The sequence below is a fragment of the Pseudomonas sp. WS 5503 genome (assembly GCF_012985385.1).
In the GTDB taxonomy this organism is placed as follows: domain Bacteria; phylum Pseudomonadota; class Gammaproteobacteria; order Pseudomonadales; family Pseudomonadaceae; genus Aquipseudomonas; species Aquipseudomonas paracarnis.
The window spans coordinates 588,547-612,052 of sequence record NZ_JAAQWI010000001.1; the positions used below are offsets into that span (position 1 = coordinate 588,547).

At 61.2% G+C, this 23,506-nt stretch carries 21 protein-coding genes; 16 read left to right on the forward strand and 5 right to left on the reverse strand.

Annotated features, from left to right (window positions below):
- Positions 1-34 precede the first annotated feature (34 nt).
- Positions 35-2,332: a beta-galactosidase gene (locus HBO10_RS02915; protein WP_034125940.1), complete on the reverse strand. Its 2,298-nt coding sequence runs from the start codon at positions 2,330-2,332 to the stop codon at positions 35-37.
- 88 nt (positions 2,333-2,420) lie between these two features.
- A complete protein-coding gene (gene dinG / locus HBO10_RS02920) occupies positions 2,421-4,565 on the reverse strand; it encodes an ATP-dependent DNA helicase DinG (RefSeq protein ID WP_014717263.1) in 2,145 nt (714 codons plus the stop codon).
- Positions 4,566-4,664: 99 nt separating this feature from the next.
- Between dinG and HBO10_RS02925 the strand changes: the two genes are divergently transcribed.
- A complete protein-coding gene (locus HBO10_RS02925) occupies positions 4,665-5,129 on the forward strand; it encodes a CopD family protein (protein WP_034125939.1) in 465 nt (154 codons plus the stop codon).
- 117 nt (positions 5,130-5,246) lie between these two features.
- On the opposite strand, the gene HBO10_RS02930 is transcribed toward HBO10_RS02925, so the two are convergent.
- Positions 5,247-6,005, reverse strand: coding sequence for a hypothetical protein (locus tag HBO10_RS02930; RefSeq protein ID WP_034125938.1), 759 nt, complete (start codon positions 6,003-6,005; stop codon positions 5,247-5,249).
- A gap of 179 nt (positions 6,006-6,184) precedes the next feature.
- On the opposite strand from HBO10_RS02930, the gene HBO10_RS02935 reads away from it, so the two are divergent.
- The 14 genes from HBO10_RS02935 to pdeM all read left to right on the forward strand — a co-directional run bounded on the left by HBO10_RS02935 (position 6,185) and on the right by pdeM (position 21,716).
- On the forward strand, positions 6,185-6,682 hold the full coding sequence (locus HBO10_RS02935) for a DUF6231 family protein (RefSeq protein WP_034125937.1): 498 nt from the start codon (positions 6,185-6,187) through the stop codon (positions 6,680-6,682).
- Between the two features lie 4 nt (positions 6,683-6,686).
- Positions 6,687-7,157, forward strand: coding sequence for a YchJ family protein (locus HBO10_RS02940; RefSeq protein WP_034125936.1), 471 nt, complete (start codon positions 6,687-6,689; stop codon positions 7,155-7,157).
- A gap of 21 nt (positions 7,158-7,178) precedes the next feature.
- The gene (locus HBO10_RS02945) at positions 7,179-7,661 is read left to right on the forward strand and encodes an LEA type 2 family protein (protein ID WP_034125935.1); all 483 of its coding nucleotides are present in this window, start codon (positions 7,179-7,181) and stop codon (positions 7,659-7,661) included.
- Positions 7,658-7,858, forward strand: a complete 201-nt coding sequence (locus tag HBO10_RS02950; RefSeq protein WP_003189235.1) for an SEC-C metal-binding domain-containing protein — start codon at positions 7,658-7,660, stop codon at positions 7,856-7,858. The genes HBO10_RS02945 and HBO10_RS02950 overlap by 4 nt, the downstream gene beginning before the upstream one ends.
- Positions 7,859-8,097: 239 nt before the next feature.
- Complete coding sequence (locus tag HBO10_RS02955; RefSeq protein WP_034125934.1) at positions 8,098-10,539, forward strand: penicillin acylase family protein; 2,442 nt, start codon at positions 8,098-8,100, stop codon at positions 10,537-10,539.
- Positions 10,540-11,325: 786 nt separating this feature from the next.
- Positions 11,326-12,330 carry a ligase-associated DNA damage response exonuclease gene (locus HBO10_RS02960; protein ID WP_034126853.1) on the forward strand — a complete coding sequence of 335 codons (1,005 nt, stop codon included), beginning with the start codon at positions 11,326-11,328 and terminating at the stop codon, positions 12,328-12,330.
- Positions 12,327-13,961 (forward strand): ATP-dependent DNA ligase, encoded by a 1,635-nt coding sequence (locus tag HBO10_RS02965; protein WP_034126852.1) that lies wholly within the window; start codon positions 12,327-12,329, stop codon positions 13,959-13,961. The genes HBO10_RS02960 and HBO10_RS02965 overlap by 4 nt, the downstream gene beginning before the upstream one ends.
- Before the next feature lie 228 nt (positions 13,962-14,189).
- On the forward strand, positions 14,190-14,969 hold the full coding sequence (locus tag HBO10_RS02970) for a transporter substrate-binding domain-containing protein (RefSeq protein ID WP_034126851.1): 780 nt from the start codon (positions 14,190-14,192) through the stop codon (positions 14,967-14,969).
- 57 nt (positions 14,970-15,026) lie between these two features.
- The gene (locus HBO10_RS02975) at positions 15,027-15,755 is read left to right on the forward strand and encodes an ABC transporter permease (RefSeq protein WP_003189227.1); all 729 of its coding nucleotides are present in this window, start codon (positions 15,027-15,029) and stop codon (positions 15,753-15,755) included.
- Positions 15,752-16,462: an ABC transporter permease gene (locus HBO10_RS02980; RefSeq protein WP_003189226.1), complete on the forward strand. Its 711-nt coding sequence runs from the start codon at positions 15,752-15,754 to the stop codon at positions 16,460-16,462. The genes HBO10_RS02975 and HBO10_RS02980 overlap by 4 nt, the downstream gene beginning before the upstream one ends.
- A gap of 9 nt (positions 16,463-16,471) precedes the next feature.
- Positions 16,472-17,590: a succinylglutamate desuccinylase/aspartoacylase family protein gene (locus HBO10_RS02985; protein WP_034126850.1), complete on the forward strand. Its 1,119-nt coding sequence runs from the start codon at positions 16,472-16,474 to the stop codon at positions 17,588-17,590.
- 13 nt (positions 17,591-17,603) lie between these two features.
- On the forward strand, positions 17,604-18,368 hold the full coding sequence (locus tag HBO10_RS02990) for an ATP-binding cassette domain-containing protein (RefSeq protein WP_169921925.1): 765 nt from the start codon (positions 17,604-17,606) through the stop codon (positions 18,366-18,368).
- Between the two features lie 217 nt (positions 18,369-18,585).
- Complete coding sequence (locus HBO10_RS02995; protein WP_034126848.1) at positions 18,586-21,066, forward strand: ligase-associated DNA damage response DEXH box helicase; 2,481 nt, start codon at positions 18,586-18,588, stop codon at positions 21,064-21,066.
- Positions 21,066-21,716, forward strand: coding sequence for a ligase-associated DNA damage response endonuclease PdeM (gene pdeM, locus HBO10_RS03000; RefSeq protein ID WP_034126847.1), 651 nt, complete (start codon positions 21,066-21,068; stop codon positions 21,714-21,716). The genes HBO10_RS02995 and pdeM overlap by 1 nt, the downstream gene beginning before the upstream one ends.
- Before the next feature lie 23 nt (positions 21,717-21,739).
- Here pdeM and HBO10_RS03005 read toward each other — a convergent pair whose 3' ends face one another.
- Together HBO10_RS03005 and dcd are read right to left on the reverse strand one after the other, a co-directional pair.
- Entirely contained in the window at positions 21,740-21,937 is a 198-nt protein-coding gene (locus tag HBO10_RS03005; protein WP_005785769.1) for a hypothetical protein, read from the reverse strand.
- Between the two features lie 108 nt (positions 21,938-22,045).
- Positions 22,046-22,612: a dCTP deaminase gene (gene dcd, locus HBO10_RS03010; RefSeq protein WP_003189215.1), complete on the reverse strand. Its 567-nt coding sequence runs from the start codon at positions 22,610-22,612 to the stop codon at positions 22,046-22,048.
- A gap of 388 nt (positions 22,613-23,000) precedes the next feature.
- Here dcd and HBO10_RS03015 point away from each other — a divergent pair, with 388 nt between their 5' ends.
- Complete coding sequence (locus tag HBO10_RS03015) at positions 23,001-23,210, forward strand: cold-shock protein (protein WP_002554837.1); 210 nt, start codon at positions 23,001-23,003, stop codon at positions 23,208-23,210.
- Positions 23,211-23,506 lie beyond the last annotated feature (296 nt).

The window sequence follows — 23,506 nt, forward strand, 5'->3', positions numbered from 1 at the left end:
CCATTGTAGGTTTTGTGAACCCGTCAACGATGAATCAATGACCGTTTCCAGCGTGTCCACCGGCATGCCCAGCGCCCTGCCCCGCGCCTTTGCCGTCGCGCCCCGGCTTGCCGGCTTCACTTTCACGCATCGCTTGGGTGGCCTTGGCTTTTTGCGCCTCACGGCCCAACTGGTCGAGCGCGGCCAGGTTGCTCTTGCGCACCGTCTCGACAAAGCCCTGGAAGGGTACATCGGTGATGCCGACCAGGCCGAAATGGCCGTTTTCACCATCCAGCAGACGCCCGGTTACCGGCTGGTCCAGGTACTGGAACCAGTGCACCCCGACAATCGACGGCTCGGCCACCGCCTGCTTGAGGAACGCGGAGTACGCCGCGCCGCGGTCCTCTTCGCGGGCCAGTTGCGTCACGCCGCCCCAGAACGGGCCGCGGTCGGCGGAGCCAAAGTTGAATTCGGTGATCAGTACCGGTTTGTCCAGCGCACGCAGGGCGGCGAAGTCGTAACCGTCCTGGGGTTTCAAGGTGTACATGTTGAAGCTCAGCACGTCGCAATACTGCGCGCACGAAGCGACGGCCTCGGGCGTGCTCACCGCAAAACGGCCGCCTAGCAACAGCTGGTTGGGTGCGTGCCACTTCAGCGAGTCGGAAATGGTCTTGAAGTAAGCATCGGCGAAGGTCTTCTGGAAATACTTGAAGTCGGCTTCGATTTCCGGGTGTTCAGGGCTGGGCATCGGCGGCTCGAAGCCTGGGTCTTCCATCAGTTCCCAACCAGCCAGTTGAATACCCCAGGCTTTGGAAAGGCCCTCTTCATTGCGATATTTATCGCGCAGTTGCTTGAGGAAGGCGCGCTTGGCCGGCACGTCGGTGGTCATGCGCAGGGTGCCGTACGCCAGGGCGTAGCGGGATTTTGCATCCTCGCCAGGACCGGCCCAGGCCAGTTCGTTGTCGGCAAAGAAACCGATCAGCCAAGGATCGTCACGGTGATCGCGTGCGGCAATAGCCACTGCGCGCTCGGTGGCCATGGCAAAGCGCGGGTCAAAGGGGTCGGGCATGCCGCCCCACCAGTCGGTGCCGGTGCTGATGCTGGCATAGTCACCGACAATCGACAGCGGCAAGGTGTACGGCACGCGGTCGGCAGTGGCCAGGTCCGGATCGCTCCAGTTGCCGACGGTGTTGAAGCCCCAGGCTTGCAGGCGATCGAGGGTATGGGTCACCCAGCGTGGCTGGTCCAACGCGTCCCCGCCGTAAGTGCGTTGCAGGTTGGCGCCATAGAAATCGTACCAACGCCCCGAGCCAAAACCGCGGCCTTCACCGGCGCCGTTGCCGGTGCGGCTGTCGTCGCTGCCGTAGTACTTGTCAAAGGGTTCGCCGGCCTTGGGCAGCGCCGCGAACATCCACTCGCGCCCCGCCACGTAGGTCTGGCTGTTGTCCGGCGCCACGGTGTTCACCCCCAGCGAGTAGAACGGATGCCCGTCCGGCGTCACCAGGTACCAGCGGCCGTCGCGCTTCTGGGTGCGGAAAAAGCCGCTGGCGTCGAAGGCCGGGCCCTTCTTCCAGCCACCGTATTGATCCAGGGAGGACTTGTCCCGCTCGGCCAGCCAGGTCTTGAGCTGCTGTTGTTCCTTGGCGGCCGATGCCTTGAGTTGCTCGTCGTTGCTGACCTTCTCCGGCCAGCGCGCGCGGTTGGATTGGCCATAGGCATCCACTAGTTCAGTGTAGGCAGCCTTCAATACTGGCTCGCTGTCCTGCACGCCAAAGCGCTCAAGCAGGATACTTTGAGCGGCAATGGGCTTGAGCATTGACAGGGTCACCGAGACGACCTGGCTGCGGTCGATTTCTCCGGCGCTGGCGGCCAGCAACACCCGCTGGCCATCCACGGTCATCGGCATCGGCGGGCCGGCCTTCATGCCTTGGCTCAGCGGTGAGTTGGCTTGCAGCGGGACGAGCAGCGTCTGGGCCGGGCCGGCCGGCAGGTCGATGCGGCTGACGAGCGTCTTGCCGTCGGCGCTCTGCACCTTGACGTAAAGGGTCAGCGCCCAGTTCATCGCGCTCTGGATACGCAGGCTCATGGCGCTCGATTGCGACCAATCCCACGTCCCCGTCTGCGGGCTGAGCACCAGGCTCGGCTCGGCCGCTGGGTTGAAGGTGATGCGGCGCAGCACCTCGCCTTCGGGGGTTTGTTCGGCGTTGTATTGCGGCAGGCTGGCGTCCTGGGTCGCCACCTTGACCACATCGGCAGGCCGGACGAAGTTGAACAGCGTTTGTTGCCCCTCGGGCGCCGCCATCAACGGCGCAGCGAACAGCAGGGCAAAAAGAGCGGGCAGCGTGCGAATCATACGAACAAGGTTCTCCCAAACGGCCGATGACTGGCCTGATGATAGTGATGAGATAGACCACAGAGTGGGCGAATCCGCCCACGGTGGCTTAAGAAATTTCGCGCCTGAACGGCGGCAATGCATTGAGGATCGCCTTGCCATAGCGCTGGGTAACCAGGCGACGGTCGAGCAAGGTGATGGTGCCGCGGTCTTCTTCGGTACGCAGCAGACGCCCGCAGGCCTGCACCAGCTTCAGTGAAGCATCCGGCACCGAGATTTCCATGAACGGGTTGCCGCCCCGGGCTTCGATCCATTCGGCCAGTGCGGCCTCGACCGGGTCATCCGGCACCGAGAACGGGATTTTGGCGATCACCACGTGTTCGCAGTAGGCACCGGGCAAGTCCACGCCTTCGGCAAAGCTGGCCAGGCCGAACAACACACTGGAATCCCCACCGTCGACCCGCGCTTTGTGCTTGTTCAGGGTTTCCTGCTTGGACAGGTTGCCCTGGATAAACACCTGCTTGCGCCAGTCGCGGTCGAGGCCGTCGAACACGTCCTGCATCTGTTTGCGCGACGAGAACAGCACCAAGGTGCCGCGGGAGCCTTCCACCAACGACGGCAGATCGCGAATGATCGCCGCCGTGTGCGCGGCCGCGTCCCGTGGGTCGGCCTTGAGGTCCGGCACCCGAAGCACGCCGGCGTCAGCGTGATGAAACGGGCTGGGCACCACGGCGGTGACGGCCTTTTTCGGCAGGCCGGCGCGCATGCGGAAGCGGTCAAAGGTGCCCAGGGCCGTCAGCGTGGCCGAGGTTACCAGGCAGCCGTAGGCGACGTTCCACAGGTTGCGGCGCAGCATTTCAGCGGCGAGGATCGGACTGGCGTTGACCTCGATATCGAACAGCGCACCGCTTTCCGACAACGTCAGCCAGCGGGCCATGGGCGGGTTGTCTTCCGGGTCTTCGACGGTAAAGGCGGTCCACAGCTCCCAATTGCCTTGGGAACGAGACAGCAAACTGCCGAACAAGGGATACCACTCTTCGGCCTGGTTGCTGGCGATGCCGATATTGACCTCGCCATCCATGCCTTCCTTGAGCAAATCCGTCAGGCGGGTGAACAGGTCGGTCAGGCGTGAAAAGCCTTTCTTCAGCTCGATGCCCATTTCGCGCATGTGCTCGGGAATCATCCCGCCGACAAAACGGTGACGCGGGCGCTCTCGGCCTTCGACGTCTTCACCGGGCTTGAAGTCCGCCACCTGCTCGCAGGCGCTGAACATGAACTGCTGCTGGGTCTTGATCTCGCGCGCCAGCTCCGGCACTTGCTCGATCAACTTGCCCAGGTCGCCGGGCAACGGGTGCTGGGCCAGTAACTTGGTGAGGTTCTTGGCAGTGGTTTCCAGCCAGTCGGCCGTGGAGCGCAAGCGGGTGTAATGGGCGAAATGGCCAATGGCCTTGTCTGGCAGGTGGTGGCCTTCGTCGAACACATAGAGGGTGTCGCGTGGGTCGGGCAGTACCGCACCGCCACCCAGGGCAAGGTCAGCCAATACCATATCGTGGTTGGTGACGATGACATCTACCTTGCCCATGCCTTCGCGCGCCTTGTAGAAGGCGCACTGGCCGAAGTTGGGGCAATGGCGGTTGGTGCATTGGCTGTGGTCGGTGGTCAGGCGCGCCCAGTCTGAATCTTCCAGGGCGGTGGGCCAACTGTCGCGGTCGCCGTCCCATTTGTTGCCGGCCAGCTTCTCGATCATGCTGGTAAACAGCTTCTGGCTGGCCTCATCCACCTCGATCTTGAAGCCTTCTTCTTCGAACAAGGAGGCAGTGGCGGTTTGGGCGTGGCCTTCCTGCAGCAATACGTCGAGCTTGGACAGGCACATATAGCGGCCACGGCCCTTGGCCAGGGCGAAGGTAAAGCTCAAGCCGCTGTTGCGCATCAGGTCGGGCAAGTCTTTGTAGACAATCTGCTCTTGCAGCGCGACGGTAGCGGTGGCAATCACCAATCGCTTGCCAGCAGCCTTGGCCGTAGGGATCGCGGCCAGGCTGTAGGCCACGGTCTTGCCGGTACCGGTACCGGCCTCGACGGCCACTACCGCAGGCTCACCCTCGCGGCGGCCTTCGTCGTCGGTGTCGATATCCCCGAGGACTTTTGCCACTTCGGCGATCATCAGGCGTTGGCCGTAGCGCGGTTTCAAGCTCTTGGCTTCGAGAAAACGCGAATAGGCGCCCTGGATCGTGGTTTTGAGTTCAGTGCTGATCATGGATAGTCGGGCGCAAAAAACGCTGGATAAATTTTCAGTGGTTCGGATCGGCCGCTATCATACCCCGCTAATTAATCCCGCGCAGAACGGAGTACCACAATGACCGCGTTTAGCCTCGCCTATACCCTGCATGTACTGGCCGCCTTAATCTGGGTAGGCGGCATGTTTTTCGCCTGGATGATCCTGCGCCCCGCCGCCGTGGCGGCACTTGAGGGCCCTGCCCGGCTCAAGCTGTGGGCAAATGTGTTTCAACGTTTTTTTGTTTGGGTATGGGTGGCGGTGGTGCTTTTGCCGATCAGCGGCATTGGTTTGCTGCAACTGCGCTTCAGTGGTTTTGAGACCGCGCCGCGTTATGTACAGGTGATGATGGGGTTGTATCTGGTGATGACGGCGTTGTTTATCCGCATCCAGGCCTTGAAGTTCCCGGAGCTGAAGGCGGCGGTGGCGGCTGAGGATTGGCCGGCGGGCGCGGCTGCGCTGGGGCAGATTCGGAGGTTGGTGGGGATTAATTTGATCGTGGGGTTGGTGGTGGTGGCGGTGGCTTCGGCTCGGCCGATGTTCTGAGCTGTTGGCTTGCCCTAACGCGTGTAGGAGCGAGCTTGCTCGCGAAAAACTCACAGACGCCGCGTTTATTCAGGAAGCACGCGTTATCGTTGACGTTTTTCGCGAGCAAGCTGGCTCTTACAGCCGCTGGATGGTCACAGACCCCGCAGGCCCAGCCGGCCCCGGTTGCCCCTCCAACCCTGGTCGGCCCTTTTCGCCGCCGTCCGCGCGGTACACCAGGCAGCCCTTGGACTGCCCGCCCTTGCCGGGTTTACCTGCCACACCCGCCAGGCCTCCAGCCCCGCCATCGACCCAGACCTTGATCTGTTCAGCCGGGAATTCCTGTGGCAACTCCAGGCGTACCTGGGCGCCCGCTGCCCCTGGCCGGCCATCGCCGCCGTTATCGCCATTAAAGCCGCGCCCGGCTGAACCCCAGGTGCAACCCGGGTCCACGCCGTTGGCACCGTCCAGGCCCGCATATCCTTGGGCTCCAGCGCCACCACGGGCATCCACCGACAGCGCTTCGGCAGTCAGCGAGTTAATGCGCAAGGTCAGATCACGTCCAGCCTTGGCGGGTTTTTCGTGGGTGCCGGGGGCGCCCCGTGAGGTGATCTGGCTACCGTGCTCCAACTGCGCCTCGCGTACCTGCATTTGCAAGGCGGTATTGCCAGGCACAATGGTGATGCGTGCGTCGCGCCCCAAGTGCAGCTCATCCACCGTGACCTGGCTGATGGTGGCCGGAATCAGCAAGGTGCCGTAGTCCGCCACGTCCAGGCGCTCGAGCTGCAACACGCTGGTACTGCTGGGCAAGCGCATCAACGAATTGGTTTCGACACTGACGCTCTGGGCCAGGGCAACGGGGCTGACCAACAGGGCCAACAGAAAAACCTTACGCATCATGGGGCTCCTGAGTGTTTTCAAATTTTTCTTTGAGCGCACAGTAACGACTTCTACCGGCGATTTGCCAGTGAAGGATCAAAAAACTTCAATTCCACCTCGGTGGGTATCGACCGCCGCGCTCTAGGCCCACGCGCCCAGCCGCGCTAGTCTCTACGGTCTTGATGCGAGGATCTGCAATGACCGCTGGAATTTCTGCCCGTACGCCCCAACAAGCCTTGGCGGCCCTGCTGGACCTTCACAGGCCAAAACGCCTGTTGTTAGTGGGCGCCAGCCAATTTCCGGCGCTGGATGCCTTCCGGGCTGCGCACGCGGATACCGAGGTGTTCTATGCCGCGCCAGGGCCGTTGCCGGAAGACCTCGCGGTGCAGCGCTTTGACCTCGCGCTGGTGGTCGACTGCCTGGAGCACCTGTCCAAACCCCAAGGCCTGACCCTGCTCGGAGGCATCCGTAACCTCAACGCCAGCCGCATTGCCGTGCTGGTCGACCTGGGTGCCTGCGACTGGAAGGACACCGACTTTTTCTCCCTGGCCCTGCAAGCCGGCGAACGCTTCCAACGCGATGATCAGGTGCTGACGCTGTTTACCTATGATCTGCTTGACTATAAACAGGTGCCGGACTGGCTCAACGCCCGCTTCTGGGCCAACCCGGAAAACTTCGGAAAGTATTGGTGGTAACCCGATGAGTACATCCATTTGCCCGTGCGGCAGCGGCAATCTGCTGGATGCCTGCTGCGGCCATTACCACGCCGGCCACCCGGCCCCCTGCGCCAGCGCGTTGATGCGCTCGCGCTACAGCGCCTATGTGCTGGGCCTAGTCGATTACCTGGTCGCCACTACGCTGCCTGCGCAACAGGCTGGCCTGGACCGCGACGCCATTGCCGCCTGGAGTGCCCAGAGCACCTGGCTGGGCCTGGAGGTGGAAAGCTCCGAGGTATTCGGCGGCCAGCCTGAGCACGCCTTTGTCACCTTTACCGCGCGCTGGCATGACGCTGCCGGTGAACATAGTCACCGCGAGCAGTCTTCTTTCGTACAGAATGAAGGGCGCTGGTACTTCATCGATCCTACGGTAGAAGTGAAGGCCGGACGTAACGATGCCTGTTTGTGTGGCAGCGGGCAGAAATTCAAGAAGTGCTGTTCCAGCTACTTCTAATCACTCGACGGGGATAGCGCCATGCTTCGAATGTATAGCTTGATGCTGGCGTTGACCCTGGGCCTGACCGGCTGCGCGTCCTGGTTCGAAGACGACGCGCCGCCCCCCCACGTTTCCCTGGTCAAGGTCGAAGTGGTGCGGGCCAAGATGCTGGAACAGAAATTCAAGCTGTACTTTCGCGTGGACAACCGCGACGACGCCGACCTGACCGTGCGCGGCCTGGTCTACAAGGTCAGCCTGGGCAATCTGGTGTTGACCGAAGGCGAGTCCAACGAGTGGCTGACCGTACCGCCACGCGGTCATAAATTCTTCAAGGTCTCGGTGCGCACCAACCTCTGGCCACAGGTGCGTGAGGTGGTGCAGATGCTGAAAAATCCCGACCGGCCCGTGCCTTATCGTTTAGAAGGCGAACTGAAAACCGGATTATTCATCGGTAATGACGTGCAGGTGGCACACAATGGCGAGATAATCCCCGGCGATTTTATTCCGGAGCAACATCGATGACACAGCAACCTCATGTCCATGGTCCTGACTGCAACCACGATCATGATCATCATGATCACGACCACGGCCATGTCCACGGCCCGAACTGCGGCCACGCTCACCAGGAGCCGGTGCGCAATGCGTTGAAGGACGTAGGCCGCAACGATCCTTGCCCGTGCGGCAGCGAGAAGAAATTCAAGAAGTGCCACGGCGCTTAAACCGCACGGGTAGGAGCGAGCTTGCTCGCGAAAAACGTCAACGATAGCGCGCGTTTTCTGAGTAAACGCGGCGCCTATGGGTTTCTCGCGAGCAAGCTCGCTCCTACAAAACCTTAAGCCACCTCGATTGGTGGCTGTTTCAAGTTCTCACGCAATTGCCAAAACTCCCGCTTGCGTCGTTTCGCCGCGCTCACTAACGTAGCGCCTTTACTGACGCTACCCCCCGCAGGAGCTTTGCCATGGCCTCGCCAGCCCTCTTACATTTTCTTCCCCGGTTCGGCGTTGCCGCGGCAGTGGTCAGTGCCTTGGGCCTGGCCGGTTGCCAGCTCCAGAACACCCAGGACACCCTGCCGCCCGTTGCCGGCGTGCAGCCAATCAAGGGCCTGGCACAGAATGTGTCGGTGCGCCGCAATACCCAAGGCATGCCGCTGATCGAAAGCAACACCTTCCACGACGCTTTGTTCAGCCTCGGTTACGTACACGCCAGCGACCGCATCACCCAGATGGTCACCCTGCGCCTGCTAGCCCAGGGCCGTCTGGCGGAAATGTCGGGGCCGCAAGTGCTGGACGTCGACCGTTTTATGCGGGCGGTCAACCTCAAGAAAAGCGCTGGCGAGTTGTACAACGCTTCATCGCCGCGCCTCAAACGCTTCTTTGAAGTGTATGCCCGAGGCGTCAACGCCTACCTGTTCCGTTATCGCGACAAGTTGCCGACGGACCTGGCCCAGAGCGGCTACAAGCCCGAGTACTGGAAGCCGGAAGATTCGGCGCTGCTGTTCTGCCTGCTCAACTTCAGCCAGTCGAGCAATCTGCAGGAGGAGCTTTCGTCCCTGGTGCTGGCGCAAAAGGTCGGCGTCGACAAACTCGCCTGGCTCACCCCAAGCGCACCGGACGAACCCGTCCCGCTGGCCGAAGCCGACAAGCTCAAAGGCGTCAACCTGAACCAGATCACCGGCCTCGCCGGGCTGGAGACGGTGGGCCAGCAATTGCGCGGCCTCAATGCCCTGGGCGTCACCACCTCAAGCAACTGGGCCATTGGCCCACAACGCAGCCGCAGCGGCAAAAGCCTGTTGGCCAACGATATCGCCACGCAGCCACAAGCACCGTCGCCGTGGAACTACGTGCAGATTCGTGCGCCCAAATACCAGGCCGTCGGTGCTTCGATTGCCGGCCTGCCGACCCTGCTGGCTGGTTTCAACGGCAAAGTGGCGTGGAGCATGAGCGCGGTCAAGGGCGACACCCAGGACCTGTTCCTGGAGAAGGTCAAACGCCAGGGCAGTGCGCTGTACTACGAGAACAACGGCAAATGGCTGCCGGCCGGCGTGCGCAACGAAACCTTCTTCATCAAGGGCCAGCGCTCGATTCGCGAAGTGGTGTACGAAACCCGCCACGGCGCTCTGCTCAACAGCAGCCAGGCGCTCACCAGCGGTCTTGGCCTGGCCTTGCAAACCGCCGACTTCAAGGACGACAAGAGCCTGGATGCGTTCTTCGACCTGTCCCGCGCACAAAACGCCGGCAAGGCCTCGGATGCTACCCGCGAGATTCGCGCCATCGCCCTGAACATGATCTTCGCCGACGCCAGCAACATCGGCTGGCAGGTCACCGGCCGTTTCCCCAACCGCCGCGAAGGCGAAGGCCTGTTGCCATCGCCGGGCTGGGACACGCGCTTTGACTGGGACGGCTACGCCGACGCGATGCTGCACCCGTACGACCAGGACCCGGCCCAAGGCTGGATCGGCACCGCCAACCAGCGTACCGCGCCGCGTGGCTACGGCATGCAACTGTCCAACGCCTGGGATGCACCGGAGCGCAGCGAGCGCCTGGCGCAACTGGCCAACGCCGGCAAGCATGACAGCCGCAGCCTGATCGCCATGCAATACGACCAGACCACCCTCTTCGCCGCCAAACTCAAGAACATGTTCCAGGCACCCGGCATGGCCCAGCCGCTCAAGCAGGCCATCGAGGCCCTGCCGACAGCGGAACGTGCCAAGGCCCGCGAAGCACTGGAGCGCCTGATGGCCTTCGATGGTCGGCTGGCAACCACCTCGGCTGACGCGGCGATCTATGAATTATTCCTGCAAGAAAGCGCCCGGCAAATCTTCCTCGACAAACTCGGCCCGGAAAACAGCGCCAGTTGGAAAGCCTTCGTCAGCAACGCCAGCCTGTCCTACTCGGCCATCGCCGACCACCTGCTGGGCCGTGAAGACAGCCCATTCTGGGATGACACGCGTACACCGCAAAAAGAAGACAAACCCGCGATCCTGGCTCGCACCCTGGCCGCCGCCATCACTACTGGCGACAGCCAACTGGGCGCCGACCACAAGGCTTGGCAGTGGGGCAAGCTGCACAGCACCACCTGGAAAAATACCAGCGGCCAGGTCATCCGCGGTCCCTTTGCCAGCGGTGGCGACCACAATACCTTGAACCCGGCGCCGTATAGCTGGGGCCAGGATTTCAACGCGACCCAGGTGTCGGCGCTGCGCATGATCATCGACTTCGGCCAAGTGGAACCGATGATGGGCCAGGGCGGCATCGGCCAATCCGGCAACCCGGCCAGCCCCAACTATGTCAATGGCATCGACCCGTCGCTGAAGGCGCAATACCTGAGCTTTCCGATGCAGCCGCAGAACTTTGAAAAGGTGTATGGCAAGACAAGGTTGACCCTGACGCCTGGTAAGTAACCGGGCTTCCTTGACGAAACCGGATAACGCTGTGGGAGCTGGCTTGCCTCAATGCCAGTCAGTTAAGGGCTTTTTGTAGGAGCGAGCTTGCTCGCGAAAAACTCACAGGCGCCGCTTTCATTCAGCAAGCACGCGTTATCGTTGACGATTTTCGCGAGCAAGCTCGCTCCTACAGTCGGCGATGGCCGCTTGACTGACTGGCATTGTGGTTTGCCTGCGATAGCAGCCGACGGTAACCACGATGCGAAGCGAGCCGCTCTTGATCTTGCTCTTGATCTGCTTTTGATCTTGATCTTAGGCGCCCCGTCAAACCACGCTGGCCGGAATTCGACAGGGATTTGGGGGGTAAACCGGCAGGGATGCCGGTTTAGCCGCCCCGCGCCATGGATGGCGCGTGGCGGCGGCCCCCCAAATCACTGGCGGATTACGGGCACACCGAGCCCAAGCGAGGTGCCGAGTGGTGGGGCAAGAGCCTTTTTGGTTACTTTTGGCTGGGCCGGCATTCCGGGCTCTTTTCCAAAAGTGACCCGCTGTAAAAGCGGAACCCTAAGTGGCCGTTACCGCAGAAATGGATATGTACACAGATAACAGCTTCGGCTGTCAGGCCGCCATCGCAGGCAAGCCAGCTCCCACAGTTGGATCGTCGGGTGTCAGGTAGATAGGTGTCGGCTTTCAGACCGTCATCGCAGGCAAGCCAACTCCCACCTTTGTACTACCTGCATTCAGATAGAACTTCTGCACCCAGCCCCGCCTCATAACTAACAAGCCCACCGCCCCGGCACCCCCATGGATCTTGTCATCGCCCGCCCCGAAGGCCTCTACTGCCCTGCCGGTGATTTTTATATCGACCCCTGGCGCCCAGTGGAACGTGCGGTCATCACCCACGCCCACGGCGACCACGCCCGCACCGGGAATCAACACTACCTGGCCGCCGCCCCCGGCGAAGGTATCCTGCGCTGGCGCCTGGGCCAGGACATTAACCTGCAAACCCTGGCCTACGGTGAACGGTTGGTGCATCACGGCGTGACTTTGAGTTTCCATCCCGCCGGGCATGTACTGGGCTCGGCCCAGGTACGCCTGGAATACCAGGGCGAGGTCTGGGTGGCGTCCGGCGACTACAAGGTCGAACCCGATGGTACCTGCGCGCCCTTCGAACCGGTGCGTTGCCACACCTTTATCACCGAATCCACCTTCGGCCTGCCGATTTACCGCTGGCAGCCCCAGGCGCAGATTTTTGCCGGGATCAATGACTGGTGGCAGGCCAATATCGCCAGCGGCAAAGCCAGCGTGTTGTTCTGCTACTCCTTCGGCAAGGCCCAACGCATCCTCCATGGGCTGGACGCCAGCATCGGCCCGATCCTCAGCCACGGCACGGTCGAACCGTTGAACCGGGTGTACCGCGAAGCGGGCATCTACATCCCCGAGACGCTGTATGCCGGCGACTTCAAAAAGACCGACCCACTGCTGCGCCAAGCCCTGATCATCGCCCCGCCCTCCGCTGGAGGCAGTACCTGGATGCGCCGCTTTGGCGACTACAGCGACGCCTTCGCCAGCGGCTGGATGCGCCTGCGCGGTACCAGACGGCGGCGCGGCGTGGACCGTGGCTTCGTGCTCTCGGACCACGCCGACTGGCCGGGCCTGTTATGGGCCATCGAACAAACCGGCGCGCAACGGGTGATGGTCACCCATGGTTCGGTCGGTGTGTTGGTACGCCACCTGCGGGAAAAGGGCTTGGATGCCCAAGGCTTCAGCACCGAATACGGTGACGACGAAGAAGAGGCCACGGCATGAAAGCCTTCGCTGAGCTGTACGCTAACCTCGACGCCACCACTTCCAGCAATGCCAAGCTCGCCGCCCTGCAGGCCTACTTTCTGCAGGCGCCGCCAGCAGATGCCGCTTGGGCCGTTTACTTTCTTAGCGGCGGGAGGCCACGACAGCTGGTGCCGACGCGCCTGCTACGGGACATGGCCACCGAAGCGGCCGGCATCGAACCCTGGCTGTTCGAAGAGAGCTACCAGTCCGTAGGTGACCTGGCCGAGACGATCTCACTGCTCCTGCCAGAATCCACCTACACATCCGAAGACGGCCTGGCCGTGTGGCTGGAAGAAAAACTGCTGCCCCTGCGCGGTCTGCCCCCCTTGGACCTTACAGACCGGCTGCCGGCGCTGTGGGCGCAACTGGACCAACCGAGCCTGATGGTGTGCATCAAATTGATCACCGGCAGCTTCCGGGTCGGGGTATCCAAACTGCTGGTGACCCGCGCCCTCGCCGCCATGGCCGATCTCGACAGCAAACGCGTGGCGCAGCGGCTAGTGGGCTACACCGATTTGTCGAACCGTCCCACAGCCGAGGGCTATCTCAAGCTGATCGCCGCCGAATCGTCCGACGAACACGCGCAACGTGGCGGGCAACCCTATCCGTTTTTTCTGGCTCACGGGCTGGCGCAACCGGTGGAGCAATTCGACACGCTGCTCGGTTCACCCGCCGATTGGCAGGTGGAATGGAAGTTTGATGGCATTCGCGCACAACTGGTCAAGCGCGAGGGACGCCTGTGGGTCTGGTCTCGCGGTGAAGAGTTGCTGACTGAACGCTTCCCCGAACTCCATAGCCTGGTCAGTGGCCTGCCCGACGGTACGGTGATCGATGGCGAAATCGTGGTGTGGAAAGACTCGGTGCAACCCTTCGCGCTGCTGCAACAGCGCATTGGCCGCAAGACCCTGAGTAAAAAAGTCCTTGAGGATGCGCCAGTGGCGGTGCTCGCCTACGACTTGCTGGAGTATCAGGGCGACGACTGGCGCAACCACATCCAGGCCGAACGTCGCACCCAATTGGAACAGGTGATCGCTACGTGCAACCAACCGGTGTTATTGCCTTCGCCCTTGCTGGAAGGCAAAACCTGGGCAGCCTTGGCCGAGCAGCGCGAAGCCTCTCGCAGCCTGGGCGTGGAAGGCATGATGCTCAAGGATCGCAACGGCCTCTACGGCGTGGGCCGCACCAAAGACATGGGCCTGTGGTGGAAGTGGAAGGTCGACCCCTTCAGCGTCGACGCCGTGTTGATCTACGCCCAGCGCGGCCATGGCCGGCGCGCCAGCCTCTACAGCGACTACACCTTCGCGGTATGGGACGGCCCACCGGGAAGCGAGCGCACACTGGTGCCGTTCGCCAAGGCGTATTCCGGGCTGACCGACGAGGAAATGCGCAAGGTTGACGCCATTGTGCGCAAAACCACGGTGGAGAAGTTCGGCCCGGTCAGCAGCGTGACGCCCAGCATGGTGTTTGAGTTGGGTTTTGAAGGGATTGCCCTGTCCAAGCGGCACAAGAGCGGGATTGCGGTGCGGTTTCCGCGGATGCTGCGCTGGCGCCAGGACAAGGCGGTGGATGAAGCGGACAACCTGGCCACGCTACAAGACTTGCTGACTTGACATAGCCCGCTCCCACATGCCTGGTCTACCTTTGACCCGAAATAGTGCGCTCATTTGCTGACGCCCATTTTTGGGCGCCGCCTACACTTGGAACTGCCTTATCCCACCGTTTAAAAAGCCCATCCGGAACTATGGTGCAGAAATTGCTACTTGTGATGGGTCTGACACCGTTCAGTAACAGTCCTAATCGCGCCACAAGCGCTTATCTTGGTTTCCAGGGATTACATAATGAAAAAAGCATTGCTGACCCTTTCTGCACTAGCTCTGTGCATGGCTGCTGGTGTTGCTACAGCCAAGGAATACAAGGAATTGCGTTTTGGTGTCGACCCTTCCTACGCACCGTTCGAATCCAAGGCCGCCGACGGTAGCCTGGTGGGCTTCGATATCGACCTGGGCAATGCGATCTGCGCGGAGCTGAAGGTCAAGTGCAAGTGGGTCGAAAGTGACTTCGACGGCATGATCCCGGGCCTGAAAGCCAATAAATTCGATGGCGTGATTTCGTCGATGACCGTGACCCCCGTGCGCGAGAAGGCGATCGACTTCTCCTCTGAGCTGTTCTCCGGCCCGACTTCGCTGGTGTTCAAGAAAGGCGCTGGCTATTCGACGCCAGAATCTCTCAAGGGCAAATCCGTGGGTTACGAGCAAGGCACCATCCAGGAAGCCTACGCCAAGGCCGTACTGGATAAAGCCGGGGTGACCACCAAGGCTTACGCCAACCAGGACCAGGTGTACGCCGACCTGACCTCCGGGCGCCTCGACGCTTCCGTGCAGGACATGCTCCAAGCCGAACTGGGCTTCCTCAAGTCGCCAGCCGGTGCTGGCTATGAAGTGAGCGCCGCTATCGACGACCCGCTGCTGCCGTCGAAAACCGCCGTCGGTATCAAAAAAGGTAACACTGAACTCAAGGCGCTTTTGGATAAAGGTATCAAAGCGTTACACGATGATGGCACCTACGCCACTATCCAGAAGAAACACTTTGGCGATCTGAACATGTACAGCGGCAAATAATGCCTGGGGCGCCCTGCTTCGGGTGGGGCGCTTTTTTATCGCCATAGGTCCTGATTTATGTTCGAAGATCTGTTGCAAACCCTCGGGCTGAGCGCATTCAGCTTGAAGGGTTTCGGCCCGCTGTTGCTGCAAGGCACCTGGATGACCATCAAGTTGTCGGTGCTGTCCCTGGCCGTCAGCGTATTGCTGGGCCTGCTCGGCGCCAGCGCCAAACTGTCCAGCCTGGCCATTGTGCGTATCCCCGCCCAGCTCTATACCACTCTGATTCGCGGTGTGCCGGACCTGGTGCTGATGCTGTTGATTTTCTACAGCCTGCAAACCTGGCTCAGTGGCTTTACCGACTTTATGGAATGGGAATACATCGAGATCGACCCGTTCAGCGCCGGGGTGATCACCCTGGGCTTTATCTACGGTGCGTATTTCACCGAAACCTTTCGCGGTGCGATCCTCGCCGTGCCCCGCGGCCAACTCGAAGCCGCCACCGCTTACGGGCTCAAGCGCGGGCAGCGGTTTCGCTACGTGACCTTCCCGCAGATGATGCGCTTTGCGCTGCCGGGCATCGGCAATAACTGGATGGTGATGCTCAAGGCCACCGCACTGGTGTCGATCATCGGCCTCGCAGACTTGGTAAAAGCCGCCCAGGACGCTGGCAAGAGCACCTATCAACTGTTTTATTTCCTGGTGCTGGCGGCGCTGATCTACCTGTTGATCACCAGCGCCTCCAACTTTGTCTTGCGCCGACTTGAACGTCGCTACTCCGCAGGCGCCCGGGAGGCAGTGCGATGATCGAGCTATTGCAGGAATACTGGCGCCCTTTTCTTTACAGCGACGGCCAGCACATCACCGGCCTGGCCATGACCTTGTGGCTGCTCAGCGCCTCATTGGTCATCGGTTTTCTGGTGTCGATTCCACTGTCCATCGCCCGCGTTTCGCGCAAGCGCCTGGTGCGTTGGCCCGTGCAGTTCTACACCTACCTGTTTCGTGGCACTCCGCTCTATATCCAATTGCTGATCTGCTACACCGGCATCTACAGCCTTGCCGCCGTACGAGCACAACCGGTGCTGGATGCGTTCTTTCGCGACGCGATGAACTGCACCCTGCTCGCCTTCGCCCTCAACACTTGCGCCTACACCACGGAGATTTTCGCCGGGGCAATCCGCAGCATGGCCCACGGCGAAGTCGAGGCGGCCAAGGCTTACGGCCTCAGTGGCTGGAAGCTGTACGCCTACGTGATCATGCCTTCCGCGTTGCGACGCTCGTTGCCCTACTACAGCAACGAAGTGATCCTGATGCTGCATTCGACCACCGTGGCCTTTACCGCGACGATCCCGGACATCCTCAAAGTGGCGCGGGATGCCAACTCTGCCACCTTCATGACCTTCCAGTCATTTGGCATTGCCGCACTGATCTATCTGACGGTGACCTTTGCCCTGGTGGGCCTGTTTCGCCTGGCGGAACGTCGTTGGCTGGCCTTTCTCGGGCCTAGCCACTAAGGAGCTTGCATGCACCATCAGCTACATGACCTGATCGCACCGGTGCCCGGCACGGCGCGGCAGATCCACAGTTTTCACTTCGGCCCGCAGCAGCCCGAAGGCAAGGTGTACATCCAGTCCTCCCTGCATGCCGATGAATTGCCAGGCATGCTGGTGGCCTGGCATTTAAAGGCGCGCCTGGCAGAACTTGAAGCGACCGGGCGCTTGCGCAGCGAAATCGTGCTGGTGCCCGTCGCCAACCCGGTGGGCCTGGAACAGGTATTGATGGATATCCCCTTGGGCCGCTACGAACTGGAAAGCGGGCAGAACTTCAATCGCCTGTTTGTCGACCTCAGCGAAGACGTCGGTAACCAGGTCGAAGACCTGCTGGGCGATGATCCGCAGCGCAATGCCCAATTGATCCGCAGCGCACTGTCCCGCGCCCTGGCCGCGCACACCGCCCAGACCCAGTTGCACTCCCAACGCCTGGTGCTGCAACGCCTGGCCTGTGATGCCGACGTGGTGCTGGACCTGCATTGCGACTTCGAAGCCGTGGCGCACCTGTACACCACGCCCGAAGCCTGGCCACAGGTAGAACCGTTGGCGCGCTACCTGGGCTCGGAGGCCAACTTGTTGGCCACCGATTCCGGTGGGCAGTCTTTTGACGAGTGTTTCACCCTGGTGTGGTGGCAGTTGCAGCAACGCTTCGGCGAACGCTACCCGATCCCCATGGGCAGCTTGTCGGTGACCGTCGAGCTGCGTGGCCAGGGCGATGTCAACCACGGCCTCGCCGCGCTGGACTGCCAGGCCATCATTGATTATTTGATCCACTTCGGCACCATTCGCGGCGATGCAGCCCCCTTGCCTGCCCTGGCCTACCCGGCTACGCCGTTGGCGGCGGTGGAGCCCGTGACCACTGCAGTGGGTGGCTTGCTCGTGTTCAGCGCCCTGCCGGGGGAATACCTGGAGGCGGGGCAATTGGTCGCTGAAATCATCGATCCCATTACAGACCGCGTGACGCCTGTGCACTGCCAGCACGCCGGGCTGCTTTACGCCCGTTCGCTACGCCGCATGGCCACGGCCGGCATGGTGATCTGCCATGTCGCCGGCACACAGGCCTACCGCAGCGGTTATCTACTTTCGCCTTGAGGATGCATGCCACATGTACAAACTGACCGTTGAAGGCCTGCACAAAAGCTATGGCGACAATCAAGTGCTCAAAGGTGTGTCGCTCAAGGCCAAGACCGGTGATGTGATCAGCCTGATCGGCGCCAGTGGCTCAGGCAAGAGTACCTTCCTGCGCTGTATCAACTTTTTGGAAACCCCCAACGATGGCGCCATGACCCTGGACGGCCAGGCGATCCGCATGGTCAGCGACCGCCATGGCATGCGCGTGGCCGACGACGCCGAGTTGCAACGCTTTCGCACACGGCTGGCGATGGTGTTCCAGCACTTCAACTTGTGGAGCCACATGAGCGTGCTGGAAAACATCACCATGGCCCCGCGCCGCGTGCTGGGTTGCAGTAAAAAGGACGCCGAAGACCGTGCCCGCCGCTACCTGGACAAAGTCGGGCTGCCGGCGCGCGTGGCTGATCAATACCCGGCGTTCCTCTCCGGCGGCCAGCAGCAGCGTGTCGCCATCGCCCGCGCCCTGGCCATGGAGCCGGAGGTGATGCTGTTCGATGAACCCACGTCGGCGCTGGACCCGGAGCTGGTGGGCGAAGTGTTGAAGGTGATCCAGGGCCTGGCCGAGGAAGGCCGAACCATGATTATGGTGACCCACGAGATGAGCTTTGCGCGCAAGGTTTCAAGCCAGGTGCTGTTCCTGCACCAGGGCCTGGTCGAGGAGCAGGGCTTGCCGGAGGATGTGCTGGGCAATCCGAAAAGCGAACGCCTGCAACAGTTTCTGAGTGGCAATTTGAAGTAGGCGCGAGCTTGCTGTGGCGAGGGAGCTTGCTCCCGCTGGGGCGCGAAGCGGCCCCCGCTCTTTGTTCAAAAAGACGGGGACTGCTACGCAGTCCAGCGGGAGCAAGCTCCCTCGCCACAGGGCAGCGCTTCTGCTTGACTGAATGGCATTAGGCAGTTGAACGTCGGCGCTGCCTCAGGGGTCTTTAAACTAACCCCTCCAGAGCGTCCGCTGCCGCATGGCAAAACCCCATGATTTCGCCAAGCAATGGTTTGCCACCCAAGGCTGGAAGCCATTCGCCTTTCAGAAAGAGGTATGGGCCGCGGTCAAGGCCGGCCAGTCGGGGTTACTGCATGCCAGCACCGGGGCGGGTAAAACCTATGCCTTGTGGTTTGCCGCACTCAACCGTTTCGCCATTACCCGCCCGCCCGCTACAAGCAAGCGCAAACCGCCTGCCGAGCCGCTGACCGTCCTGTGGATCACGCCGATGCGCGCCCTGGCCGCCGACTCCGCACGTGCCCTGCAAGCCCCGCTGGAGGCCCTGCAGATTCCCTGGAGTGTAGGTCTGCGCACCGGTGACACCAGCAGCAGTGAACGCGCACGCCAGATCCGCCGCCAGCCCACCGCTCTGGTCACCACTCCGGAAAGCCTGACCCTGATGCTGGCCCGTGCCGACAGTGAAACCAGCCTGGCGCACCTGCGCATGGTCATCGTGGATGAATGGCACGAACTGATCGGCAATAAGCGCGGCGTGCAGTTGCAACTGGCACTGGCACGCTTGCGGCGCTGGCATCCTGAATTGATGGTGTGGGGTATTTCCGCGACGCTGGGTAATCAGGCCCACGCTTTGGAGGTACTGGTCCCACAGGGCGGCGGCATCAATGTACAGGGGCAAACGGCCAAGGCACTGAAGGTCGACACCTTGCTGCCGCCCGTCACCGAGCGCTTTCCCTGGGCAGGGCATATCGGCTTGAAGATGTTGCCGCAAGTGGTCGCCGAGGTAGAGGCCAGCAGCAGTTGCCTGGTATTTACCAACACCCGGGCCCAATCGGAAATCTGGTACCAGGCGATTCTCGACGCCCGACCGGACTGGGCCGGATTAATTGCACTGCACCACGGCTCGCTATCGCGGGAGACCCGGGACTGGGTGGAGCGAGCGTTGAAAGACGGGCAACTCAAAGCGGTGGTGTGCACGTCCAGCCTGGACCTGGGCGTGGACTTCTTGCCGGTGGAACGGGTGCTGCAAATCGGCTCCGCCAAGGGCGTAGCGCGGCTGATGCAACGCGCCGGGCGCTCCGGCCACGCACCAGGGCGGCCCTCACGGGTAACGCTGGTGCCCACCCACAGCCTGGAGCTGGTGGAAGCCGCAGCCGCCCAGGATGCGATCGCCCAACGGCGCATCGAAGCGCGGGAATCACCGTACAAGCCGCTGGATGTGCTGGTCCAACACTTGGTCAGCATGGCCTTGGGTGGCGGGTTTACTCCGGCGGCACTGTTGGACGAAGTGCGCGGCGCCTGGGCCTATCGCGACCTCACCGAAGCGGATTGGGCCTGGGCCCTGGGGTTTGTGCGCCATGGTGGCCTGTCACTCACCGCTTATCCGGATTACCGCCGGGTGGAGCCCGATGAGCACGGCATCTGGCGTGTTCCGGATGCCCGCCTGGCACGCCGCCATCGCATGAGCGTGGGCACCATCGTCAGTGATGCCAGTATCCAGCTCAAGTTCTGGAGCAAGGGCGGCGGCGGCAAGAACCTGGGCAGTGTCGAGGAAGGCTTTATTGCAAGGCTCAAGCCGGGGGATGGGTTTCTGTTTGCCGGGCGCTTGCTGGAACTGGTGCGTGTGGAAAACATGACCGCCTATGTGCGCCGCAGCAACGCGAAAAAAGCCGCCGTGCCACGCTGGAATGGCGGGCGCATGCCCCTTTCCAACGAACTGGCCCAGGCGGTGGTCGAGCGTTTTGATGCCGCCGCGCATGGGCACTTCGACGGCCCAGAGATGAAGGCGGTGCAACCGTTGCTGCACACCCAATTGCGCTGGTCCGGCCTGCCGACACGCGAACATCTGCTGGCCGAGAACCTGCGGTCGCGGGAGGGCTGGCACCTGTTTCTGTACCCATTCGCTGGCCGCCAGGTACACCTGGGCCTAGCCAGTTTGCTGGCGTGGCGGGTCAGCCAGCAGCAGCCGCTGACCTTTTCGATTGCGGTGAATGATTATGGCCTGGAACTGTTGAGCGCCACCGAGGTGCAGTGGCCCCAATTGTTGAATACTCGGTTGCTGAGCCCCCAAGGCCTGCTGGCTGACGTAATTGCCAGCCTCAATGCCGGGGAACTGGCCCTGCGCCGCTTTCGCGAGATTGCGCGAATCGCCGGGCTGGTATTTGCCGGGTATCCCGGCGCGCCAAAAAGTACGCGACAAGTGCAGGCTTCCAGTGGTTTGTTCTTTGAAGTGTTCAAGCAATATGACCCACAAAATCTGCTGCTGGCCCAGGCCGGGGAAGAAGTGCTGCGGGACGAGCTGGATATTCGCCGACTGGAACAGACGCTGAATCATCTGTCGACATTGAAGCTAGACCTGCACAGGATCCAGCGGCCCACGCCCCTGGCCTTTCCGCTGCTGGTAGAACGGATGCGCGAAAGCATGAGCTCGGAAAAACTCTCGGAGCGCATCGCGCGGATGGTCAAGGACCTGGAAAAAGTCGCCGACAAAGGGCAAGGCTGATGCATTACCCACTGACGGTTGAAGGCGAAGAACTCTGGCTATTGCCGGACAAGGCCGTGTATTGGCCCGCACGCCGATGCCTGCTGATTGCCGATGCGCATTTTGGCAAGGCCTCGGCCTATCGCAGCCTGGGACAACCGGTGCCACAGGGCACGACTACGGCCAACCTGGAACGCCTGGACAGGCTCGTATCGGCCCTACCGTGCGGGCAGTTGATCTTTCTCGGGGATTTCCTTCACGGTCCCGGCTCTCACGCCAGCGGCACCCTGAACGCAATCAGGGCCTGGCGTGAGCGCAATCGCACATTGGCCTTGACCTTGATTCGCGGCAATCACGACAAAAGCGCCGGCGACCCACCGTTGGATCTGGGCATCGAGGTGATCCCCGAGCCCCTGCTGATGGGCCCTTTCGCCTTGCAACATGAGCCAGACGCCCACGCCAGCCATCATGTACTGGCGGGGCATGTGCATCCGGTGTACCACCTGCGCGGCAAAGGGCGCCAGCGGCTACGCCTGCCGTGCTTCCAGATCGGCACTCAGGTTAGCCTGCTGCCAGCCTTCGGCGCGTTCACAGGGGGTTATGCCGTGGAGCAGGCCCAAGACCAGCGAATCTTTGTGATTGGCGATCACCAGGTCTGGCCGATTCAATGAATCGAGACAAGCCTACTCAGGTATCAGGCAACGGGCGCGGGTGGCGGCTCGTCCGGTAAGGTCGGCTCACCCGGCTCGGTAGGCTGCGGGTAATCAGGTTCGGGTTGACCAGGGATGCCCCCCGCGTGCGCGGGATTGGCCATCAAGGACCAGGCCAGAACACCAATCTGGTTGGGTTCAAGCCGGGCGAGTTCTGCGCTGATTCGCGGGTCGATCTTCATAGGGTACTCCTCAAGTATGGCCCGACGCGTTTCACACGCGCCGAAGCAGTACACCTAGATAGAGTCACTTTCTGCAGACAAATTCCCTTTACCCGTAGGCGCTTTCGATCAAGCGCGTGGGAGAGTGACGCCGCGCTGGCCCTGATACTTGCCCGCACGGTCCTTGTAGGACACTTCACAGGCCTCATCGGACTGCAGGAACAGCATCTGTGCCACGCCTTCGTTGGCGTAGATTTTCGCCGGCAAGGTCGTGGTGTTGGAGAATTCCAGGGTGACGTGGCCTTCCCACTCAGGCTCAAGCGGCGTGACATTGACGATAATCCCGCAGCGGGCATAGGTGCTTTTACCCAGGCAGATGGTCAGCACGTCGCGAGGAATACGGAAGAACTCCACGGTGCGCGCCAGGGCGAAGGAGTTGGGCGGGATGATGCACACGTCGCTCTTGACGTCGACGAAGCTCTTTTCGTCGAAGTTTTTCGGATCGACGATCGCCGAATTGATGTTGGTGAACACCTTGAATTCATCGGCGCAACGCACGTCGTAGCCATAGCTGGAAACGCCGTACGAAATCACGCGCTCGTCGCCTTCGCCACGAATCTGGCGTTCGACGAACGGCTCGATCATGCCGTGTTCCTGCGCCATGCGGCGAATCCACTTGTCCGATTTGATGCTCATGGCGGTGTCCTGAATAGCGAGGCGAAAAAAATCTGTGGGCCATCTTACCGGGGCCGGCGTTGGGGTTCAAAGGCCGCACCGGTTTTCTTGATCAATGCACTGCCAGCTATAAGCCGCAGCCAGCGTGGCCGGGGCCCGGGTGCCCGGCGCCAATGACTGTAAATACCACCGCCAGTCACGAAATTAGAGAAACCTTCGGAAATACCATTGGCACGTTCCTGAAAAAGGGTTAAGGTGGCGCCACTGTGCTGCTTGTGTCACTGAGAATCTCTACACGATATGTTGAATTTCGATCCAACCATCTCCAAGAATTTTTCCTGCTCTTTGCACTCAGTCTCGGCCAGGGCTTTTCCTGAGTCGCAGTTAACTTTGTCCAAGGAGATACACCATGTCTAATCGCCAAACTGGTACCGTTAAGTGGTTCAACGATGAAAAAGGCTTCGGCTTCATCACTCCACAATCCGGTGACGACCTGTTCGTTCACTTCAAAGCTATCCAATCCGACGGCTTCAAAAGCCTGAAAGAAGGCCAACAGGTTTCTTTCATCGCTACCCGCGGTCAGAAAGGCATGCAAGCTGAAGAAGTTCAAGTTATCTAACTTGTACTGATTTAGTCGAAAAAACCCCGCCCTTAAAAGCGGGGTTTTTTTATGCCTGAATTTTGGCTGCTCGTTCCCACGCTCCGTGTGGTAATGCTTTTTGTGACGCTCTGCGTCACCCCTGCATGCCCACGCAAAGCGTGGAACGATCAGCACACCGATGTAATGACGGACACAAAAAAATGTGGGAGCGCAGCTGTATGTGGGAGCTGGCTTGCCTTCGATGCTATCGACTCGGTGCACTAGCTATACCGAGTTGATGCTATCGCAGGCAAGCCAGCTCCCACACAAGCCGG